This window comes from Pseudomonas fakonensis, from assembly GCF_019139895.1.
Taxonomy (GTDB): Bacteria; Pseudomonadota; Gammaproteobacteria; order Pseudomonadales; family Pseudomonadaceae; genus Aquipseudomonas; species Aquipseudomonas fakonensis.
In genome coordinates this window covers 2,012,327-2,031,211 of record NZ_CP077076.1, presented here as the reverse complement: position 1 = coordinate 2,031,211, position 18,885 = coordinate 2,012,327, and the positions used below count along the sequence as shown (strand labels likewise).

Below are 18,885 nucleotides of genomic sequence, written 5' to 3'. Positions count from 1 at the left end.
GCCGGCTGAAAGACGACTTAGTTGACGGCGTCTTTCAGGCCTTTGCCAGCCTTGAAACCTGGAACCTTGGCAGCAGCGATCTTGATCGCCTTGCCGGTTTGCGGGTTACGGCCGGTGCGCTCTGCGCGCTCCTTGACCGAGAAGGTACCGAAGCCAACCAGAACGACGTCGTCGCCTGCTTTCAGGGCACCGGTCACGGAGTCGATGACAGCGTCCAGAGCTTTGCCAGCGGCAGCTTTGGAAATGTCAGCAGATACGGCGATAGCGTCAATCAGTTCCGACTTGTTCACTCTAAGTCCCCTTATATCTCTATTGAGTTTGTTTCTAAGTATGTAATGAAAAGCTTATGAAACGAGCGTTAGGTGGCCTGGTGACATTTGGCGTGCCGCTTTATAGCAAGGCCCCGAAAAAGCTGTCAACCAACGCCCCCCAACGAAATACGTACTAGTGCGTGCTGATTCTTTCCTTAGCATCGCCGTCGCGCTTTTCATCTTTCGCGACAATCTCAGGAGCCACATCTGGCAAGGGCTCCGGGGCGTATTGCAGCGCAATTTGGAGGACTTCGTCAATCCATTTGACCGGTTTGATTTGAAGATCCTGTTTGATATTTTCCGGAATTTCCTTGAGGTCGCGAACATTCTCCTCAGGGATGATCACCGTCTTGATGCCGCCACGGTGCGCCGCCAGCAGTTTTTCCTTCAACCCGCCAATGGCCAGTACCTGGCCGCGCAGGGTGATTTCGCCGGTCATCGCAACGTCTGCGCGCACCGGGATCTGGGTCAGGGCCGACACCAGTGCGGTGCACATACCGATGCCCGCGCTCGGGCCATCCTTGGGGGTGGCGCCTTCGGGCATGTGGATGTGAACGTCGTGCTTTTCGTGGAAGTCTGCAGCGATCCCCAGGCTTTTCGCGCGGCTGCGTACCACGGTTTGCGCGGCGGTAATCGACTCGACCATGACGTCGCCCAACGAGCCGGTCTTGATCAATTGCCCCTTGCCAGGGATGACGACCGACTCGATGGTCAGCAGTTCGCCGCCTACTTGCGTCCACGCAAGGCCAGTCACCTGGCCGATCTGGTCTTGTTGCTCAGCCAGCCCGTAACGGAACTTGCGCACGCCCAGCAGGTGCTCGAGTTGCTCGCCGGTGACCTTGACCTTCACCTGCTTCTGCCCGGTGTGCTCCTTGACCACCTTGCGGCAGACCTTGGCGATCTGGCGCTCCAGGCCACGCACACCGGCTTCGCGGGTGTAGTAGCGGATGATGTCGCGAATCGCCGTGACATCCACCTCCAACTCGTCCTTTTTCAGGCCGTTGGCCTTGACCTGCTTGGGAACCAGGTACTTGACCGCGATGTTGATCTTCTCGTCTTCGGTGTAGCCCGGCAGGCGGATGACTTCCATGCGGTCGAGCAGCGCCGGCGGGATGTTCATCGAGTTCGAGGTGCACAGGAACATCACGTCCGAGAGGTCGTAGTCGACCTCCAGGTAGTGGTCGTTGAAGTTGTGGTTCTGCTCGGGGTCAAGCACTTCCAGCAGCGCCGAGGCCGGGTCGCCACGCATGTCGCTGCCCATTTTGTCGATCTCGTCGAGCAGGAACAGCGGGTTGCGTACACCCACCTTGGTCATCTTCTGGATCAGCCGGCCCGGCATCGAGCCGATGTAGGTGCGGCGGTGGCCACGAATTTCGGCCTCGTCACGCACGCCGCCCAGGGCCATGCGCACGAACTTGCGGTTGGTGGCAGCGGCGATCGACTCGGCCAGCGAGGTCTTGCCCACGCCAGGCGGGCCGACCAGGCACAGCACCGGGCCACGGATTTTCTTCACGCGCTTTTGCACGGCGAGGTATTCGAGGATGCGCTCTTTCACCTCTTCCAGGCCGTAGTGGTCGGAGTCGAGGATTTCTTCGGCCTTGGTCAGGTCCAGGCGCACTTTGCTCTGGGCCTTCCACGGTACTTGCACCAGCCAGTCGAGGTACGTACGCACCACGGTAGCCTCGGCCGACATCGGCGACATCTGCTTGAGCTTGTTCAGCTCGGCCTGAGCCTTGGTCAGGGCGTCTTTCGGCAGGCCAGCGGCATCGATGCGCTTTTTCAGCTCTTCGATTTCGTTGTGGCCTTCGTCGCCGTCGCCGAGCTCCTTCTGAATGGCTTTCATCTGCTCATTCAGGTAGTACTCGCGCTGACTGCGCTCCATCTGCTTCTTGACCCGGCCGCGGATGCGCTTTTCCACCTGCAGCAGGTCGATTTCGGCGTCCAGCAGGGCCAGCACGTGCTCGACGCGGGCCTGCAGGTCGACGATCTCGAGGATTTCCTGCTTCTGCTCGATCTTCAGGGCCATGTGCGCGGCCATGGTGTCGACCAGGCGGCCCGGCTCCTCGATGCTGTTCAGCGAAGACAGCACCTCGGCCGGGACCTTCTTGCCCAGTTGCACGTACTGTTCGAACTGCGACAGCAGGGTGCGCACGAACACCTCGGACTCGCGCTCGGCGGCCTCGGTTTCGTCAATCAGGCTGACTTCGGCACGCACGTGCCCCTCAACCTCGTTGAAGCGCTCGACCGCACCGCGCTGCTCGCCCTCGACCAGCACCTTGACGGTGCCATCAGGCAGCTTGAGCAGTTGCAGCACGGTGGCGATGGTGCCGACGCGGTACAGGGCGTCTTCGCCCGGATCATCGTCGGCAGGGTTCTTCTGGGCCAGCAGGAGGATCTGCTTCTCGCCCGTCATCGCCGCCTCGAGGGCTTCGATGGACTTCTCACGCCCCACGAACAGTGGGATGACCATGTGCGGATAGACGACAACGTCGCGCAATGGCAAAAGAGGCAAGTCGAGGGTGGTCTTCATGATTTCGCCTCTACAGCGGCCTTGTGGCCGGAAACCGGTGGAAATGGTGCTTGGAGTTAATGTGGGGGCAGCAATTTGAAATTACAAGCGCCGAGTCCACGAAATGCAAAAAGGGGCCCGAACAGACTGTGTGAAAACACACTGACAGGCCCCAGACCAAACGCCCCGACTTGTTCGGGGCGTTTGTTTTTGTGCTGAAAAAGGCTCTTCAGCCCATCATTTGCATCATTTGCTTGGCACTCAGGACGCTGATCGCTCGCTTGAGGTTGTAAGCGGTCACAGCGAGAGCCATTTCAGCTCTTGTGCCTTCGAGTTGTCGCAGCAAGAAGCGCCCGTTTCCAAATAGCCATTGTTTGAGATTACCAAACGGGTGCTCCACGATGGATCTACGCCGCTCCATCATCTCTGGATGCAGCTGCATCCGCTGCGCCATGCGCTCAAAGGCTTCCTCTTGAGCGTGACGCGAGACATAGCGGCGCTTGGCCGTCGTGCATTGGGCTTTCAGCGCGCACCCGGCGCAATCACTGATCGCCGCCTGGTAGATCCGATCGCCCTTGTAGCGCTGCTTTAGCGTTAGCCACTGACCTGCCGGGCACTGGTACCGATCCTGTTCGGCGTCGTAGGTAAAGTCCTTGCGCTCGAATAATGCCTCGCCGCCTGGGTTCGAGGTTCGGTTTGGCGGCACGTACGCGGTAATGGAGGCTTCCTCACATGCCTGGAACTGCTGGCCATTCGAGTAGCCCATATCGGCTGTCACGGTCAGCGCTTCCTGCCCCAGTTCAGCCTTGGCCGCTTTAGCCATGGGTTCAAGCTGCTTGCGATCATCGCCTTCTTGCGTCACCTCGTGATGCAAAATCAGGCAGTGTTCTGCGTCAACGGCGGTCTGCACGTTATAGGAAACACGCGCTCCTTTTGGCGTGCGCATCATTCGGGCATCGCTTTCGTGCGTGTTGAATTGCTCCAGCCCCATCGATTCCATCAAGGCCTGACAAGTGCGGTTGTCTTGCTGCTTTGCCTCAAGCTTCGCCAGGGCCGCTTTGATCGCAGTGCGATCTATTACTTGCTCGCCCTCAGACTGGTCAGCGGCATCCAACTCAGCCAGGTATTGGGCGATCCGCTTATCCAGCTTCTCGTCTTGGCGCTTGAGTTGATTCAAGTTCAACTGGCGTCGCGCGGAAGCGACCGCCTGAAACTTGCTCCCGTCGATGGCAACCAGGTCACCGGCAATCAAACCGGCAGTTCGGCAGAACTGCACAAAGGCCCGGCACGTCGTAACGAAAGCAGCTTTGTTGTTCTTGCGGAAGTCAGCGATGGTCTTGAAGTCAGGTTTGAGTCGGTTGATCAACCACATCACTTCGATGTTGCGCTGGCACTCGGCTTCCAGACGCCGCGATGAACGGATGCGCTGAAAATAGCCATAGAGATAAAGCTTGAGCTGGTCGGCGGGGTCGTAGGCGGGGCGCCCAGTGGCCTTGGGCTGGGCCTTGTCGAAACCTAGCTGCGCCAGATCCAGCCTAGCGACATACAGGTCGATGACACGAACGAGGTGATCCTCGGGGATCAGCTCTTCCAGCGAGACCGGGAACAGACTGGTCTGGCTGCGGGATTCTCCCTGGATGTAGGCCATAACGAAAAATGCTCCGTATCTTTCGATACGGAGCATTCTCTTAAAGGGCCGGGCAGATTGCTAGGTTTTCACACAGTCTGCGAAGGCCCCTTTCTGAGTGGCTACCCCTTGCCCGATCAGGCGTCGGGGGCGGCCTTGGCTTGCGGCTCGCTGTTCTCGTAGATCAGCAGCGGCTGCGAAGTACCTTCGATAACGCTCTCGTCGATCACCACCTTGCTGACGTCCTTCTGCGAAGGAATCTCGTACATGGTGTCGAGCAGCACGCCCTCGAGGATGGAACGCAGGCCACGGGCGCCGGTTTTGCGCTCCAGAGCCTTGCGGGCAACGGCCTTGAGCGCATCGCTGCGGAACTCCAGGTCAACGCTCTCCATTTCGAACAGCTTGGCGTACTGCTTGGTCAGGGCGTTCTTCGGCTCGGTGAGGATCTGCATCAGCGCAGCCTCATCCAGCTCGTCGAGCGTGGCCAGCACTGGCAGACGACCAACGAACTCTGGAATCAGGCCAAACTTGACCAGATCGTCCGGCTCGACTTCGCGCAGCGATTCGCCGACCTTCTTGCCCTCTTCCTTGCTGCGTACTTCGGCGCCAAAACCGATGCCACCTTTGGTGGAGCGGTTCTGGATGACCTTTTCCAGGCCCGAGAAAGCGCCACCGCAGATGAACAGGATATTGCGGGTATCAACCTGCAGGAATTCCTGTTGCGGGTGCTTGCGCCCGCCCTGGGGCGGTACCGAGGCCACGGTGCCTTCGATCAGCTTCAACAGCGCCTGCTGCACGCCCTCACCCGACACGTCACGGGTGATGGACGGGTTGTCCGACTTGCGCGAAATCTTGTCGATCTCGTCGATATAGACAATGCCCATCTGGGCCTTTTCCACATCGTAGTCACACTTTTGCAGCAGTTTCTGGATGATGTTCTCGACGTCCTCACCCACGTAACCGGCTTCGGTCAGGGTGGTGGCGTCGGCGATGGTGAACGGTACGTTCAACAGGCGTGCAAGGGTTTCGGCGAGCAGGGTCTTGCCCGAGCCGGTAGGCCCGATCAGCAGGATGTTGCTCTTGCCGAGCTCGACTTCGTCGCCCTTCTTGTCACGCTGGTTCAGGCGCTTGTAGTGGTTGTACACCGCTACGGCGAGCACCTTTTTCGCGCGTTCCTGACCAATGACGTACTGGTCCAGGATTGTGCTGATTTCTTTCGGCGAGGGTAGTTTGTGCGCGCTGCTCTCGGCCTGGGCTTCCTGCACCTCCTCACGGATGATGTCGTTGCACAGGTCGACGCACTCGTCGCAGATAAATACCGAGGGGCCGGCAATCAACTTGCGCACTTCGTGCTGGCTTTTGCCGCAGAAGGAGCAATAGAGCAATTTGCCGCTGTCCTCGCCGTTACGGGTGTCAGTCATTCGATCGATCCAATCCGGTAGGCTTGAAACACAAGATGAAGGCAATCGCTGGCTTTTTCAAGTCCGCGGGTGGGCGCAATCTGCGCCCGCCCGCTCTGGCGCATAGCTTCAGGATGCCAGTTGCCGCTTGTCGTAAACCGAGTCGATCAGGCCGTACTCGGCCGCGCGCTGGGCGCTCATGAAGTTGTCACGCTCGGTGTCGCGCTTGATGGTCTCGAGGTCCTGGCCGGTGTGGTGGGCCAGCAGTTCGTTCAGGCGCGCCTTGATGTTGAGGATTTCCTGGGCGTGGATCTCGATGTCGGTGGCCTGGCCCTGGAAGCCGCCCAGCGGCTGGTGAATCATCACCCGCGAGTTCGGCAGGCAGTGGCGCTTGCCGGCCGCACCAGCGGCAAGCAGGAAGGCGCCCATGCTGCAGGCCTGACCGATGCAGATGGTCGAGACGTCCGGCTTGATGAACTGCATGGTGTCGTAGATCGACATGCCCGCAGTCACCGAACCGCCCGGCGAGTTGATGTACAGATGGATATCCTTGTCCGGGTTTTCCGCTTCAAGGAACAGCAGCTGCGCCACTACCAGGTTGGCCATGTAGTCCTCTACAGGGCCGACCAGGAAGATCACCCGCTCCTTCAAGAGGCGCGAATAGATGTCGTAGGCGCGTTCGCCACGGGCGGACTGCTCGATAACCATCGGGACCAGGCCGCCTGCGGCCTGGATGTCAGAGCTCTGCTGAATATAAGAATTGCGGGACATGTCCTGCGCTCACTCCCAAATAGTCATGGCTTGAATACGCACAAGCCAGCGCGAAGGCTGGCTTGTGGAGGTTTCTTACGAGAGAAGCCTGTTACTCAGCTTCGGCAGGTGCCTGTGCTGGCTTGACAGCCTCTTCGTACGAAACCGACTTGTCTGTCACAGTCGCTTTCTGCAGAACAGTATCTACAACTTGTTCTTCCAGTACAACCGAACGAACTTCGTTCAGCTGCTGGTCGTTCTTGTAGTACCAGGCAACGACCTGCTCAGGTTCTTGGTAGGCCGAGGCCATTTCCTCGATGACCTTGCGCACTTCGGCTTCGTCCGGCTTCAGGTCGAACTGCTTGACCACTTCGGCGACGATCAGGCCCAGCACCACGCGGCGCTTGGCTTGCTCGGAGAACAGCTCGGCCGGCAGTTGCTCAGGCTTGATGTTGCCACCGAACTGCTGAACAGCCTGCACGCGCAGACGGTTGACTTCGTTTTCCAGCAGGGCTTTCGGCACTTCGATCGGGTTGGCGGCCAGCAGACCGTCCATGACCTGGTTCTTGACCTTGGCCTTGATGGCCTGGCGCAGTTCGCGCTCCATGTTCTTGCGAACTTCGGTGCGGAAGCCTTCCAGGGTCGACTCCTTGATACCGAACTGGGCGAAGAACTCTTCGTTCAGTTCTGGCAGCGCAGGGGCCGAAACGCTGTTGACGGTGATGGTGAACTCGGCGGCTTTGCCAGCCAGGTCGAGGTTCTGGTAGTCCTCGGGGAAGGTCACGTTGACAACGCGCTCTTCACCGGCCTTGGCGCCAACCAGGCCGTCTTCGAAGCCCGGGATCATGCGGCCGGAGCCCAGTACCAGCTGGGTGCCCTTGGCCGAACCACCGGCGAACACTTCACCGTCTACCTTGCCGACGAAGTCGATGTTGACCTGGTCGTCGTTCTGCGCGGCGCGCTCGACGGTTTCGAAACGGGTGTTCTGCTTGCGCAGCACTTCCAGCATGTTGTCCAGGTCGGCGTCAGCCACTTCGGCGCTCAGGCGCTCGACGGCGATCGAGTCGAAACCGGCAACGGTGAACTCCGGGAAGACTTCGAAGATGGCAACGAACTCGAGGTCCTTGCCTTTTTCGAACGACTTGGGCTCAACGGCAGGAGCGCCGGCCGGGTTCAGCTTTTGCTCGACGATGGCTTCGTAGAAGGAGGCCTGGACCAGGTCACCGAAGGCTTCCTGACGGGCGTCAGCTTCGAAACGCTGGCGGATCACGCTCATTGGCACCTTGCCTGGGCGGAAGCCGGCAACCTTGGCGCGCTTGGCAGTCTGCTGCAGACGCTTGTTGACTTCGTTCTCGACGCGCTCGGCCGGAACGGCGATGGTCATGCGGCGCTCGAGAGCGGAAGTGTTTTCAACAGAAACTTGCATGGATATTCCTCGTTGCACAGACGTTAGCCGGCGATAGCCCGACTCCAGAATCAAGGGCAAGCATTCTAGTGACTCATGCAGCAGAAGTCACCCCACCCGGATTGTCGGTTGCCTACGCCGGTCGATTTCCCTGGAAGGCCCGCGCCCCGTGGCGTCGAGCCTGTTCAAACAGTGCCTGCGCGGTGGTATTGATGGCGCGCAGTTGCAAAACCTTGTCAAACAAACAACAGCTGGCTGGGAGATGGGATTTTTTTCAGGGTTTTCAAGGGGGATGACGTGAAAAACTTTGGGCGCCTGCCGAAAGCCCATCAGCCCTCACACAATCCCTACTCCGGCTCAATCTCATTGAACTGGCAATACTCTTCCCACTCCAGCCCCAGCGCCTCGGCCACCTCGCGATGGGTCTCCAGGCGCATGGCCTTTAATTGCTCAGGCGATTCGGCGATCAACTGCAGCGCATACTCCCAAGGCTGCACACCCTGCTCGTCGGCGGCATCCTCGAACGCCCACTCGATCTGCTGGGCCTGCTCACGGGCATCCAGTTCGCGGATCTCTTCGAGCAATTGCGGGTTCTGCTCGGCGAACCGCTGCAGCGCCAGGGCCTGGCGCGCTTCTTTTGCGATCATTTGCGCTATTCCTCCGCCGGCAACTGCTGCCGGACGCTAAACCGGCTGAAATCTATCAGCTTTCATGACACGGCCACCAGAGGCCGAAAAGTGCGAACGCCAGAAACGACAAAGGCGCCCGGTCTCACGACCAAGGCGCCTTCGAAAAATATGGGGTGGACGATGGGAATCGAACCCACGACAACTGGAATCACAATCCAGCGCTCTACCAACTGAGCTACGCCCACCATAACGCGGCACTGCACTTACAACACTTACAACTTACAGAAACATGGTGCGGACGAAGAGACTCGAACTCTTACAGCTTGCGCCGCTGGAACCTAAATCCAGTGTGTCTACCAATTTCACCACGTCCGCATGCAACTCAAAAACAAAGGCGCCGGATCGTTCAATCGAGGCGCCTCTGCAGAATCTGGGGTGGACGATGGGAATCGAACCCACGACAACTGGAATCACAATCCAGCGCTCTACCAACTGAGCTACGCCCACCATATTGCGGTACTGCTTACTTGCCCAGGCCTTAATGGCGCACCCGGCAGGACTCGAACCTGCGACCATCCGCTTAGAAGGCGGATGCTCTATCCAGCTGAGCTACGGGCGCTTAAGCGTACAGTTGGAACACACCAACTTTGCCAACCCGTGCCAGGCAGTGCCCGACAAGTGCGGCGAATCTTATAGACGCCCCCCTGACCCGTCAACACCTTTCTCTAAAAAATTTAAATTATTGAAGGGGTTAGGGAATTTGCCCGACCACGCGCCTTTGCCCTTGCGCCGTGTCGTGCGAGAATGCGCGCTTCTTCATGTTCCTCTCTCGATGGTTAATCACGCGTCTATGACTGCACACCTTATCGATGGCAAGGCGATCGCCGCCAGCCTGCGCAAGCAGATCGCCCAACGTGTCGCCGAGCGCCGCCAGCAGGGCCTGCGTACCCCAGGCCTGGCTGTGATCCTGGTCGGTACCGACCCGGCCTCTCAAGTCTATGTATCGCACAAGCGCAAGGACTGCGAAGAAGTCGGCTTCATCTCGCAAGCGTTCGACCTGCCCAGCGATACCACGCAGCAAGCCCTGACCGACCTGATCGACCGCCTCAACGACGACCCGGCCGTCGACGGCATCCTGCTGCAGCTGCCGCTGCCGGCGCACCTGGACGCCTCCCTGCTGCTCGAGCGCATCCGCCCGGACAAGGACGTCGACGGTTTCCACCCGTACAACATCGGCCGCCTGGCCCAGCGCATCCCGCTGCTGCGCCCGTGCACCCCGAAAGGCATCATGACCCTGCTGGAAAGCACTGGCCAGGACCTGTACGGCATGAACGCAGTGATCGTCGGCGCCTCCAACATCGTTGGCCGCCCGATGGCCATGGAGCTGCTGCTGGCCGGTTGCACCATCACCGTCTGCCACCGCTTCACCAAAGACCTCGCCGGCCACGTCGGCCGCGCCGACCTGTTGGTGGTCGCCGCCGGCAAGCCGGGCCTGGTCAAGGGTGAGTGGGTCAAGGAAGGCGCCATCGTCATCGACGTGGGCATCAACCGCCAGGAAGACGGCAAGCTGGTGGGCGATGTGGTCTACGAGACCGCCCTGCCCCGCGCCGGCTGGATCACCCCGGTACCGGGCGGCGTAGGCCCGATGACCCGGGCGTGCCTGCTGGAGAACACGCTGTATGCGGCTGAAGAGCTGCACAAGTAAGCACGACGGCGTGAAATGAAAAACGGCACCTCAGGCAGGTGCCGTTTTTTTTGCCTGTGGTTTTTGTTGTGGCTTTACCGGCCTCTTCGCGGGCAAGCCCGCTCCCACAGGGTCCGCATAACCTTCAACCCTGGCCGATCACTTGCGCATCGCCTCCCACGACTTGAGCAGCTCGTTGTAGCTCACCGTCTCGCCCTGGGGCTTCTCGTTGGCGAGCTTGGGTTTCGGCGCCCCCGGCTGGTCGAACCAGTACTGGGCATCGCGCTCGGGGTTGAGTTTGGGCGCGCAGGTGGCCTGCGCGTTGGAACGCTGCAGGCGCTCCATCATGCGGTCCTGATCGCGGGCCAGGCCGTCCAGCGCTTCTTGCGGGGTTTTCTCGCCACTGGCCACCTCGGCGATATGGCTCCACCACAGCTGCGCCAGCCGCGGGTAGTCCGGCACGTTGGTGCCGGTGGGCGTCCACTGCACCCGTGCCGGGCTTCTGTAGAACTCCACCAACCCGCCCAGCTTGGGCGCAAGGTCAGTCATGGCCTGGGAGTTGATGTCCGACTCACGAATCGGCGTCAGCCCGACGATGGTCTTTTTCAGCGACACGGTCTTGGAGGTGACGAACTGCGCATACAGCCAAGCCGCCAGGCGCTGCTTCTCGGGGGTCGACTTGAAGAAGGTCCAGGAGCCGGTGTCCTGGTAGCCAAGCTTCATCCCCTCCTCCCAGTACGGCCCCTTGGGTGAAGGCGCCATGCGCCACTTCGGCGTGCCATCGGCGTTGACCACCGGCAGCCCCGGCTTGGTCATGTCGGCGGTAAAGGCGGTGTACCAGAAGATCTGCTGGGCGATGTTGCCCTGGGCCGGCACCGGCCCGGACTCGGAGAAGGTCATGCCCTGGGCTTCCTTCGGCGCATAGGCGCGCATCCAGTCCACGTACTTCTGGGTGGCGAACACCGCCGCCGGGCCGTTGGTGTCGCCGCCACGGGTCACGCTGGAGCCCACCGGGTGGCAGTCCTCCACGCGGATGCCCCACTCGTCCACCGGCAAGCCGTTGGGCAGGCCCTTGTCGCCGCCGCCGGCCATCGAGAACCAGGCATCGGTGAAGCGCCAGCCGAGCGACGGGTCCTTCTTGCCGTAGTCCATGTGGCCGTACACGCGTTTGCCGTCGATCTCCTTCACGTCCTCGCTGAAGAACTTGGCGATATCCTCATAGGCCGACCAGTTCACCGGCACGCCCAGCTCGTAGCCGTATTTCTCCTTGAACTTGGCCTTCAGGTCGGGCCGCTCGAACCAGTCGGCGCGAAACCAGTACAGGTTTGCGAATTGCTGGTCGGGCAACTGGTACACCTTGCCGTCCGGCGCGGTGGTGAAGGAGATGCCGATGAAGTCCTTCAGGTCCAGGGTGGGCGAGGTGAAGTTCTTGCCCTCGTTGGCCATCATGTCGGTGATCGACTCCACCTTGCCGTAGCGAAAGTGCGTACCGATCAGGTCCGAGTCATTCACCCAGCCGTCGTAGATGTTCTTGTCCGACTGCATCTGCGTCTGCAGTTTTTCCACCACATCGCCTTCCTGCAGCAGGTCGTGGGTCAGCTGGATGCCGGTGATCTCGCTGAAGGCCTTGGCCAGCACCTTGGACTCGTACTCGTGGGTGGTGAGGGTTTCCGACACCACGTTGATCTTCATGCCACGGAACGGCTCGGCGGCCTTGATGAACCACTTGAGCTCGTCGAGCTGCTGCTCGGCGCTCAGGGTGGAAGGCTTGAACTCGCTGCCGATCCATTTTTTTGCCGCATCCTCGTACTGGTCGGCCCAGGCCGTGCCGTGCATGCCGGCCAGCACCAGCAGCGCGGCCAGGGTCAAATGTCGCCGTTTGTCGTTGTTATCGAACATTGTGAACTCCCGATTGAAGAAGCCTTTGTGTTGCCCGTTACGGCCCTATCGCCGGCAAGCCGGCTCCTACAGGGGAACGCGTACCCTCGCCGGCGATAGGGCCCTGCCTAGGTTCAGCCCCAGCGCAGCACCACCACCAGCCACGCCAGCGACAGCAGCGAGGCCACCCACAGCGGCCCATCGCTCAGCCCCACCAGCAACAGGTGCAGGTAGGCGCTAACCAGCAGGCCGATGAACAAACGGTCGCCACGGGTCGTGGCGATCGGCAAAAAGCCACGCCGCTCAAGGCAAGGGCGACGCAGCTCGAACACAGTCATGCACGCCAGCAACACCCCGACCCCGGCAAAGAACAGCACGGTCGGCAAGGTCCAGGCCATCCACTCCATCACCCGCCCTCCTTACACCCGGCCCAGGGCAAAGCCCTTGGCCACATGGTTGCGCACGAACCAGATCACCAGCATGCCCGGCAGGATGGTCAGCACCCCGGCGGCGGCCAGTACCCCCCAGTCGATGCCTGAAGCCGACACCGTACGGGTCATCACCGCCGCGATCGGCTTGGCGTTCACCGAAGTCAGGGTGCGCGCCAGCAGCAGCTCCACCCACGAGAACATGAAGCAGAAGAACGCCGTGACGCCGATGCCCGAACCAATCAACGGAATGAAAATTTTCACGAAGAAGCGCGGGAAGCTGTAGCCATCGATGTAGGCGGTTTCGTCGATTTCTTTCGGCACCCCGGACATGAAACCTTCGAGAATCCACACCGCCAGCGGCACGTTGAACAGGCAGTGGGCCAGGGCCACGGCGATATGGGTGTCGAACAGCCCGATCGACGAATACAGCTGGAAGAACGGCAACAGGAACACCGCCGGCGGCGCCATGCGATTGGTCAGCAACCAGAAGAACAGGTGGCGGTCGCCAAGAAAGCGATAGCGCGAAAACGCATAGGCCGCCGGTAACGCCACCGCCAGCGAAATCACCGTGTTCAGGCACACGTAGTACAACGAGTTGAGGTAGCCGTTGTACCAACTGGGGTCGGTGAAGATCACCCGGTAGTTGTCCAGCGTGAACGCTTGCGGCCACAAGGTCAGCCCGCCGAGGATCTCGGTGTTGCTCTTGAACGACATGTTCAGCAGCCAGTAGATCGGCACCAGCAGAAAGAAGAAGTACAGCGCCAGGGCAAGGCGCTTGCGTGTGCGCATGACGCTACTCCTTGTCGGCGTGGGTCATGGCTGTGTAGAACAGCCACGACACCAGCAGGATGATCAGGAAATACACCAGCGAGAACGCCGCCGCCGGACCCAGGTCGAACTGCCCCACCGCCATGCGCGTGAGGGTCTGGCTGAGGAAGGTGGTGGCATTGCCCGGCCCGCCGCCGGTGAGCACGAACGGCTCGGTGTAGATCATGAAGCTGTCCATGAAGCGCAGCATCACCGCAATCAGCAGCACGCTCTTGAGCTTGGGCAACTGGATATGCCGGAACACCGCCCAGCCCGAGGCACGGTCGATGCGCGCGGCCTGGTAGTACACGTCGGGGATGGCGCGCAACCCCGAGTAGCACAGTAGCGCCACCAGCGAAGTCCAGTGCCACACATCCATCACCAGCACCGTCACCCAGGCGTCGAACGGGTCGCCGGCGTAGTTGTAGTTGATACCAAGCTTGGCCAGGGTCGCGCCCATCAGGCCGATGTCGGCGCGGCCGAAAATCTGCCAGATGGTGCCCACCACGTTCCACGGGATCAGCAGCGGGATGGCCATGACGATCAGGCACACCGAGGCCATGCGCCCGCGGGTGGGCATGGTCAGGGCGATGGCGATGCCCAGCGGGATTTCGATGGCCAGCACGCAGGCCGAGTAGATGAACTGGCGCAGCAGCGCGTCGTGCAGGGCCGGGTCGCGCAGCACCTGGCGGTACCAGTCGGCGCCGACGAAGTAGCGATTGGAGGCGTCGAAGATGTCCTGCACCGAGTAGTTGACCACGGTCATCATCGGCACCACGGCGCTGAACGCCACCAGCACAAATACCGGCAGCACCAGCCACCAGGCCTTGTTGTTGTGCACCTTGTTCATGGCCCGGCCTCCAGCAGCACGTCATCGAGGTACAGCATCAGCCACTGCGGCGGCAAGCCGACCCAGGCCGTACCGGTGGGCAGCGGGCGGTCCTCGCCCAGGCGCGCCTTCAGCGTCACCCCGGCCAGCTCCAGGGTGACGATGCGGTAGGTACCCAGGTCTTCGACATCCAGCACCCGCGCCTCATGGGCCTCCACCAGCGGCTGCTCCCACACCTGCACGAACTCCGGGCGAATGCCCACCTGCAGGCGCCCGCCGGGGGTGGCCGCCAGGCGCTCGCGCAGGCCCTGCGGCAATGGCAGGTGCAGGCCACCGAAACTCACCCCGTCGGCCTCGGCGCGCACATCGATCAGGTTCATCCCGGGGCTGCCGATGAAGTAGCCCACGAAGGTGTGCCGCGGGCGCTCGAACAGCTCGCGCGGGGTGCCGAACTGGACGATGCGCCCGCCGTGCATCACCGCGATCTTGTCGGCGAAGGTCGAGGCCTCCAACTGGTCGTGGGTGACGTAGATCATGGTGATGTTGAACTGCTCGTGGATCTGCTTGAGCTTGCGCCGCAGCTTCCACTTGAGGTGCGGGTCGATCACCGTCAGCGGCTCGTCGAACAAAATCGCCGACACATCGTCGCGCACCAGCCCCCGGCCCATGGAGACCTTCTGTTTCTCATCGGCGCTGAGGTTGCGCGCCTTGCGCCTGAGCACCGCGGCCAAATCGAGCACTTCGGCGATCTCCTCCACCCGCGCCCGTACCCGCGCCTCGTCCAGGCCCTGGTTGCGCAAGGGGAAGGCCAGGTTGTCGAACACGCTCATGGTGTCGTACACCACCGGGAACTGGAACACCTGGGCGATGTTGCGCTGCTGCGGCGTCAGGGCGTTGACCGTTTTGCCGTCGAACAGCACCTCGCCATGGGACGGGCTGAGCAGCCCGGAAATGATATTGAGCAAGGTCGACTTGCCGCAGCCCGACGGCCCCAGCAAGGCGTAGGCACCACCCTGCTCCCACACATGCTCGAGCTCGTGCAGGGCATAGTCGGCAGCGCTGGCCGGGGTGCGGCTGTAGCTGTGGGCCAGCTGGCGCAGGCGGATCTCGGCCATCAGGCACTCCTCGCCTGGCGCGGCCCGGGGGCCTGCGCCAGCGCATCACGGCTGTCGAAGAGGAACAGCTTGTGGGTGGGGATGAACACGCGGATCGGCGTGTCCACCTGGTACTCGTGCACCCCGGGCAGGTGCAGGATCATCCGCCAGTGGTCGTTGCGCACATGCAGGAAGGTTTCCGAGCCACTGATCTCGGCCAGTTCCACCAGCACCGCCAGCTCCAGGTCGTCATCAGCGGACGGCACCAGCGTGAGGTGGCTGGGGCGGATGCCGAAACGATAGTCGCCGTCGGGCAGCTCACGCAGGGCGGCGCTACGGGCAAAGTGCACAGCACCTGCCAGGCTCACCTCGTTGCCCCTGAGGCTGCCAGGCACCAGGTTGATCGGCGGTTCGCTGAACAGCTCGGCAGCCAGCACGCTGCCCGGGCGCTGGTACACCTCGGCAGTGGGCCCGCTCTGGATCACCCGGCCTTCGTGCAGCAAGGTGGTGGTGCCGCCCAGGGCCAGGGCCTCGTTGGGCTCGGTGGTGGCGTACACGGCAATGCAGTTGCGCGCGGCGAACAGCGCCCGCAGTTCCTGGCGCAGGCCCTCGCGCAGCTTGTAGTCGAGGTTGACCAGCGGCTCGTCGAACAGAATCAGCGAAGCATCCTTGACCAGCGCCCGGGCCATGGCCGTGCGTTGCTGCTGCCCGCCCGACAGCTCCAGCGGCAGGCGCGCAAGGTACGGCTCGATGCGCAGCATCTCGGCGGTTTCGCGTACCCGGCGCTGCACCTCGGCCTCGGCCATGCGTGCCTGGCGCAGCGGCGAGGCGATGTTCTCGAACACCGTCAGCGTGGGGTAGTTGATGAACTGCTGATACACCATCGACACGTTGCGCAGGCGCACCGGGCGGCCGGTGACGTCTTCGCCGTCCATCAGCACGCGGCCACGGTCCGGGCGGTCGAGCCCGGCCATCAGCCGCATCAGGCTGGTCTTGCCAGCCAGGGTGCGGCCCAGCAGCACGTTGAACGAGCCGGGTTCGAACCGCAGGCTGGCGTCATTGATCCAGACCTGCTCATCGACACTGCGGCTGACCTGCTCCAGCACCAGGGACATGGCGGCGCCTTTTCTGATTGTTGTCCGCCGAACGGAGCCAGAACCGTGCCAGTTCGGCGCACAGGCTCTGGCCCGGGCCTGCACCCGGCGCAACTCCCGCGCCTCTGTTCAGATGTGAACAGCTTCGCTGAACAAATGAACACCCCGGGGTTTGACATTGAACAACCCTGAACGACACTCAAACGCGGCCGGTAGAACCACAACAAGAACAACAACAAGAACAACAACAAGACACAGGACAGGCCCATGGCCCCTTCCACTGCCACCCATGCCCAACTGATCCAGGCCTCCTGGGCGCGCTGCCGCGACCATGGCCTGCAACCCCAGCACGCCCCCGACTTCGACTGCCTGACCGGCGCCGAGCTGAGCGCCCTGCTCGAACGCCACCAGGCCCTGCTGCGTCTGACCCGCGACGATGTGCTGCCGCACCATGCCCACCTGCTGGCCAACGCCAGCCACCTGGTAATGCTCGGCGATGCCAGTGGCTGCCTGCTGGAAGCCTGGGGCACCCGGCGCTTCGTCGACCCGCGCCAGCAGCATGGCTTCACCCCCGGCGCGCGCTGGTGCGAGCAAGGGGTGGGCACCAATGCCCTGGGTACCGCGCTGGTGTGCGGCGAGGCCATCCACGTCGGCCAGGACGAGCACTTCCTGCGCCAGAACCGCTATATGGCCAGCGCCGCCGCCCCGCTGTTCGACCATGAGCGGCGCCTGGTCGGGGTCTTGGACGTCGCCAGTGACGGCTACCTGCCCGCCACGCAAACCCTGGGCCTGGTGCGCATGCTCAGCCAGAGCCTGGAAAACCGCCTGATCCTCAGCGGCCCCGGCGCGCAGCACTGGCAGTTGCTGTTCAACAGCGCCGCCGACAACCTCGACAGCCCCTGGGCCGGCCTGCTGCTGTTCGATGAGTGCGGCCAGGTGCAAGCCGCCAACCACCGCGCCGACAGCCTGCTGGGCGGCGACCCGCGCCGGCAAGACCTGGAGCGCCTGTTCCAGCAACCGCTGCGCCAGCTCCTCGAAAACCCCGAAGGCCGCCCGTTCGCCCTGCACACCCAGGGCGGCCAGCGCCTGCACTGCCAATGGCACGCTCCACGCCAGCAACCGCCGCGGGCAACGCCCGAAGCCAGCGACCCACGGCTGGCCAAGGCCCTGGCCCAGGCCGGCCTGCTGCTGGAAAAGGACATCCCGCTGTTGGTGCAGGGCGAAACCGGCGTGGGCAAGGAGGTGTTCGTCAACGCCCTGCACCAGGCCAGCAGCCGCGCGCGCCAGCCGTTGATCGCGGTGAACTGCGCGGCCATTCCGGCGGAACTGGTGGAGTCGGAGCTGTTCGGCTACGAAAAGGGCGCCTTCACCGGTGCCCACCATAAAGGCAACAGCGGGCTGATCCGCAAGGCCGACGGCGGCGTGCTGTTTCTCGACGAGATCGGCGACATGCCCCTGGCCACCCAGGCCCGCCTGCTGCGCGTGCTGCAAAGCCGCAGCATCCAGCCGCTGGGCAGCGGCGAGCCGGTGGCGGTGGATATACGCGTGGTCTCGGCCAGCAACCGCGACCTGGCCGCCGATGTGCGCGCCGGGCGCTTTCGCCAGGACCTCTACTACCGTATTGCCGGCCTTGCGCTGGTATTGCCACCGTTGCGCGAGCGCAGCGACCGGCGGGGGCTGATCCAGCAAGTGCACCGGCACTACCGCGAACCGGGGCAGCCCGAACGCTTGCCGGCAGCGATTCTGGCCCTGCTCGAAAGCCATCCCTGGCCGGGCAACATCCGCGAGCTGGTCAGCGTGATGCAAGTGGCGTTGGCCTTGGCAGGCAACGGCCCGATCGAGCTTGAGCACCTGCCGGTGCACTTCCTCACTGAAAACCAGGAGCCTGCCGACACTGCGCAAAGCCCGACCGGCCTGGATGAACTGCTGCGCCAGGCCAATGGCAACCTGTCGTCGGTGGCACGGGTGCTGGGTATCAGCCGCACTACCCTGTACAAGCGCCTACGCGAACAGGGGATAGTGCCCACAGACTGATACTCCCAACCTTCAGGCAGGTTCCCCTATAACAAACTACAACTCATTGATTTAACACGGTCTCCGTGGGAAGCGGCCTTGCCGGGGCGCCGTCCGGTCGAGATGGGGCGCGAAGCGGCCCCAGGGCCTCGGCCTCATGCAAAACTGCAGGGGCTGCTGCGCAGCCCATCGCGACCGGACGGCGCCCCGGCAAGGCCGCTTCCCACAGGGGCCGCGGTGCATCTGCGAGACTAGCTCTCTATGCGACAGCGCAGCCCGAAGGGTTGGGTAATCTCCTACAGGAGATATGCGCCAGAACGACCACAGCCGATTCCGCTGCCAAACCCACCTTTTCAGCCGCCCCCGCTGCCCACCCCGCCCGCTTCAGCCGGGATTCCCCCGCCATCCACCGGACAATGGCCAC

15 protein-coding genes and 4 tRNA genes are annotated in these 18,885 nt (G+C 62.3%); 2 read left to right on the top strand and 17 right to left on the bottom strand.

Annotation, left to right across the window (positions count from 1 at the left end; translation table 11 throughout):
• Window positions 1-17 precede the first annotated feature (17 nt).
• The 11 genes from hupB to KSS94_RS09170 all read right to left on the bottom strand — a co-directional run bounded on the left by hupB (window position 18) and on the right by KSS94_RS09170 (window position 9,250).
• Window positions 18-290, bottom strand: a complete 273-nt coding sequence (gene hupB, locus KSS94_RS09220) for a nucleoid-associated protein HU-beta (RefSeq protein ID WP_054883552.1) — start codon at window positions 288-290, stop codon at window positions 18-20.
• Window positions 291-444: 154 nt separating this feature from the next.
• The gene (gene lon / locus KSS94_RS09215) at window positions 445-2,841 is read right to left on the bottom strand and encodes an endopeptidase La (RefSeq protein ID WP_217842678.1); all 2,397 of its coding nucleotides are present in this window, start codon (window positions 2,839-2,841) and stop codon (window positions 445-447) included.
• 208 nt (window positions 2,842-3,049) lie between these two features.
• Window positions 3,050-4,468 (bottom strand): IS1182 family transposase, encoded by a 1,419-nt coding sequence (locus KSS94_RS09210; RefSeq protein ID WP_217840929.1) that lies wholly within the window; start codon window positions 4,466-4,468, stop codon window positions 3,050-3,052.
• A 116-nt stretch (window positions 4,469-4,584) separates the two neighbouring features.
• Window positions 4,585-5,868 (bottom strand): ATP-dependent Clp protease ATP-binding subunit ClpX, encoded by a 1,284-nt coding sequence (gene clpX, locus KSS94_RS09205; RefSeq protein WP_217842677.1) that lies wholly within the window; start codon window positions 5,866-5,868, stop codon window positions 4,585-4,587.
• 108 nt (window positions 5,869-5,976) lie between these two features.
• Window positions 5,977-6,618 (bottom strand): ATP-dependent Clp endopeptidase proteolytic subunit ClpP, encoded by a 642-nt coding sequence (gene clpP / locus KSS94_RS09200; RefSeq protein WP_166888479.1) that lies wholly within the window; start codon window positions 6,616-6,618, stop codon window positions 5,977-5,979.
• Window positions 6,619-6,709: 91 nt separating this feature from the next.
• Complete coding sequence (gene tig / locus KSS94_RS09195; protein WP_217842676.1) at window positions 6,710-8,023, bottom strand: trigger factor; 1,314 nt, start codon at window positions 8,021-8,023, stop codon at window positions 6,710-6,712.
• A gap of 326 nt (window positions 8,024-8,349) precedes the next feature.
• A complete protein-coding gene (locus tag KSS94_RS09190; protein ID WP_217842675.1) occupies window positions 8,350-8,649 on the bottom strand; it encodes a DUF6388 family protein in 300 nt (99 codons plus the stop codon).
• A gap of 151 nt (window positions 8,650-8,800) precedes the next feature.
• A tRNA-His gene (locus tag KSS94_RS09185) sits at window positions 8,801-8,876 on the bottom strand.
• A 45-nt stretch (window positions 8,877-8,921) separates the two neighbouring features.
• Window positions 8,922-9,006 (bottom strand) — tRNA-Leu (locus tag KSS94_RS09180).
• A gap of 56 nt (window positions 9,007-9,062) precedes the next feature.
• Window positions 9,063-9,138: transfer RNA gene (locus tag KSS94_RS09175), tRNA-His, on the bottom strand.
• Window positions 9,139-9,173: 35 nt separating this feature from the next.
• A tRNA-Arg gene (locus KSS94_RS09170) sits at window positions 9,174-9,250 on the bottom strand.
• A 231-nt stretch (window positions 9,251-9,481) separates the two neighbouring features.
• Here KSS94_RS09170 and folD point away from each other — a divergent pair.
• Window positions 9,482-10,336, top strand: coding sequence for a bifunctional methylenetetrahydrofolate dehydrogenase/methenyltetrahydrofolate cyclohydrolase FolD (gene folD, locus KSS94_RS09165; protein WP_217842674.1), 855 nt, complete (start codon window positions 9,482-9,484; stop codon window positions 10,334-10,336).
• Window positions 10,337-10,474: 138 nt separating this feature from the next.
• Here the strand turns inward: folD and KSS94_RS09160 are convergent, their stop codons facing one another.
• From KSS94_RS09160 to KSS94_RS09135, 6 genes are all read right to left on the bottom strand, one after another.
• A complete protein-coding gene (locus KSS94_RS09160; protein ID WP_217842673.1) occupies window positions 10,475-12,214 on the bottom strand; it encodes an ABC transporter substrate-binding protein in 1,740 nt (579 codons plus the stop codon).
• A 113-nt stretch (window positions 12,215-12,327) separates the two neighbouring features.
• Entirely contained in the window at window positions 12,328-12,600 is a 273-nt protein-coding gene (locus KSS94_RS09155) for a DUF2160 domain-containing protein (RefSeq protein ID WP_217842672.1), read from the bottom strand.
• 12 nt (window positions 12,601-12,612) lie between these two features.
• The gene (locus KSS94_RS09150; RefSeq protein ID WP_217842671.1) at window positions 12,613-13,413 is read right to left on the bottom strand and encodes a carbohydrate ABC transporter permease; all 801 of its coding nucleotides are present in this window, start codon (window positions 13,411-13,413) and stop codon (window positions 12,613-12,615) included.
• Window positions 13,414-13,417: 4 nt separating this feature from the next.
• A complete protein-coding gene (locus KSS94_RS09145) occupies window positions 13,418-14,281 on the bottom strand; it encodes a carbohydrate ABC transporter permease (RefSeq protein WP_217842670.1) in 864 nt (287 codons plus the stop codon).
• The gene (locus tag KSS94_RS09140; protein WP_217842669.1) at window positions 14,278-15,375 is read right to left on the bottom strand and encodes an ABC transporter ATP-binding protein; all 1,098 of its coding nucleotides are present in this window, start codon (window positions 15,373-15,375) and stop codon (window positions 14,278-14,280) included. The genes KSS94_RS09145 and KSS94_RS09140 overlap by 4 nt, the downstream gene beginning before the upstream one ends.
• Window positions 15,375-16,469 carry an ABC transporter ATP-binding protein gene (locus tag KSS94_RS09135; RefSeq protein ID WP_217842668.1) on the bottom strand — a complete coding sequence of 365 codons (1,095 nt, stop codon included), beginning with the start codon at window positions 16,467-16,469 and terminating at the stop codon, window positions 15,375-15,377. Before KSS94_RS09135 ends, KSS94_RS09140 begins: the two co-directional genes overlap by 1 nt.
• A gap of 246 nt (window positions 16,470-16,715) precedes the next feature.
• Between KSS94_RS09135 and KSS94_RS09130 the strand changes: the two genes are divergently transcribed.
• Window positions 16,716-18,482: a sigma-54-dependent Fis family transcriptional regulator gene (locus KSS94_RS09130; protein ID WP_217842667.1), complete on the top strand. Its 1,767-nt coding sequence runs from the start codon at window positions 16,716-16,718 to the stop codon at window positions 18,480-18,482.
• Window positions 18,483-18,885 lie beyond the last annotated feature (403 nt).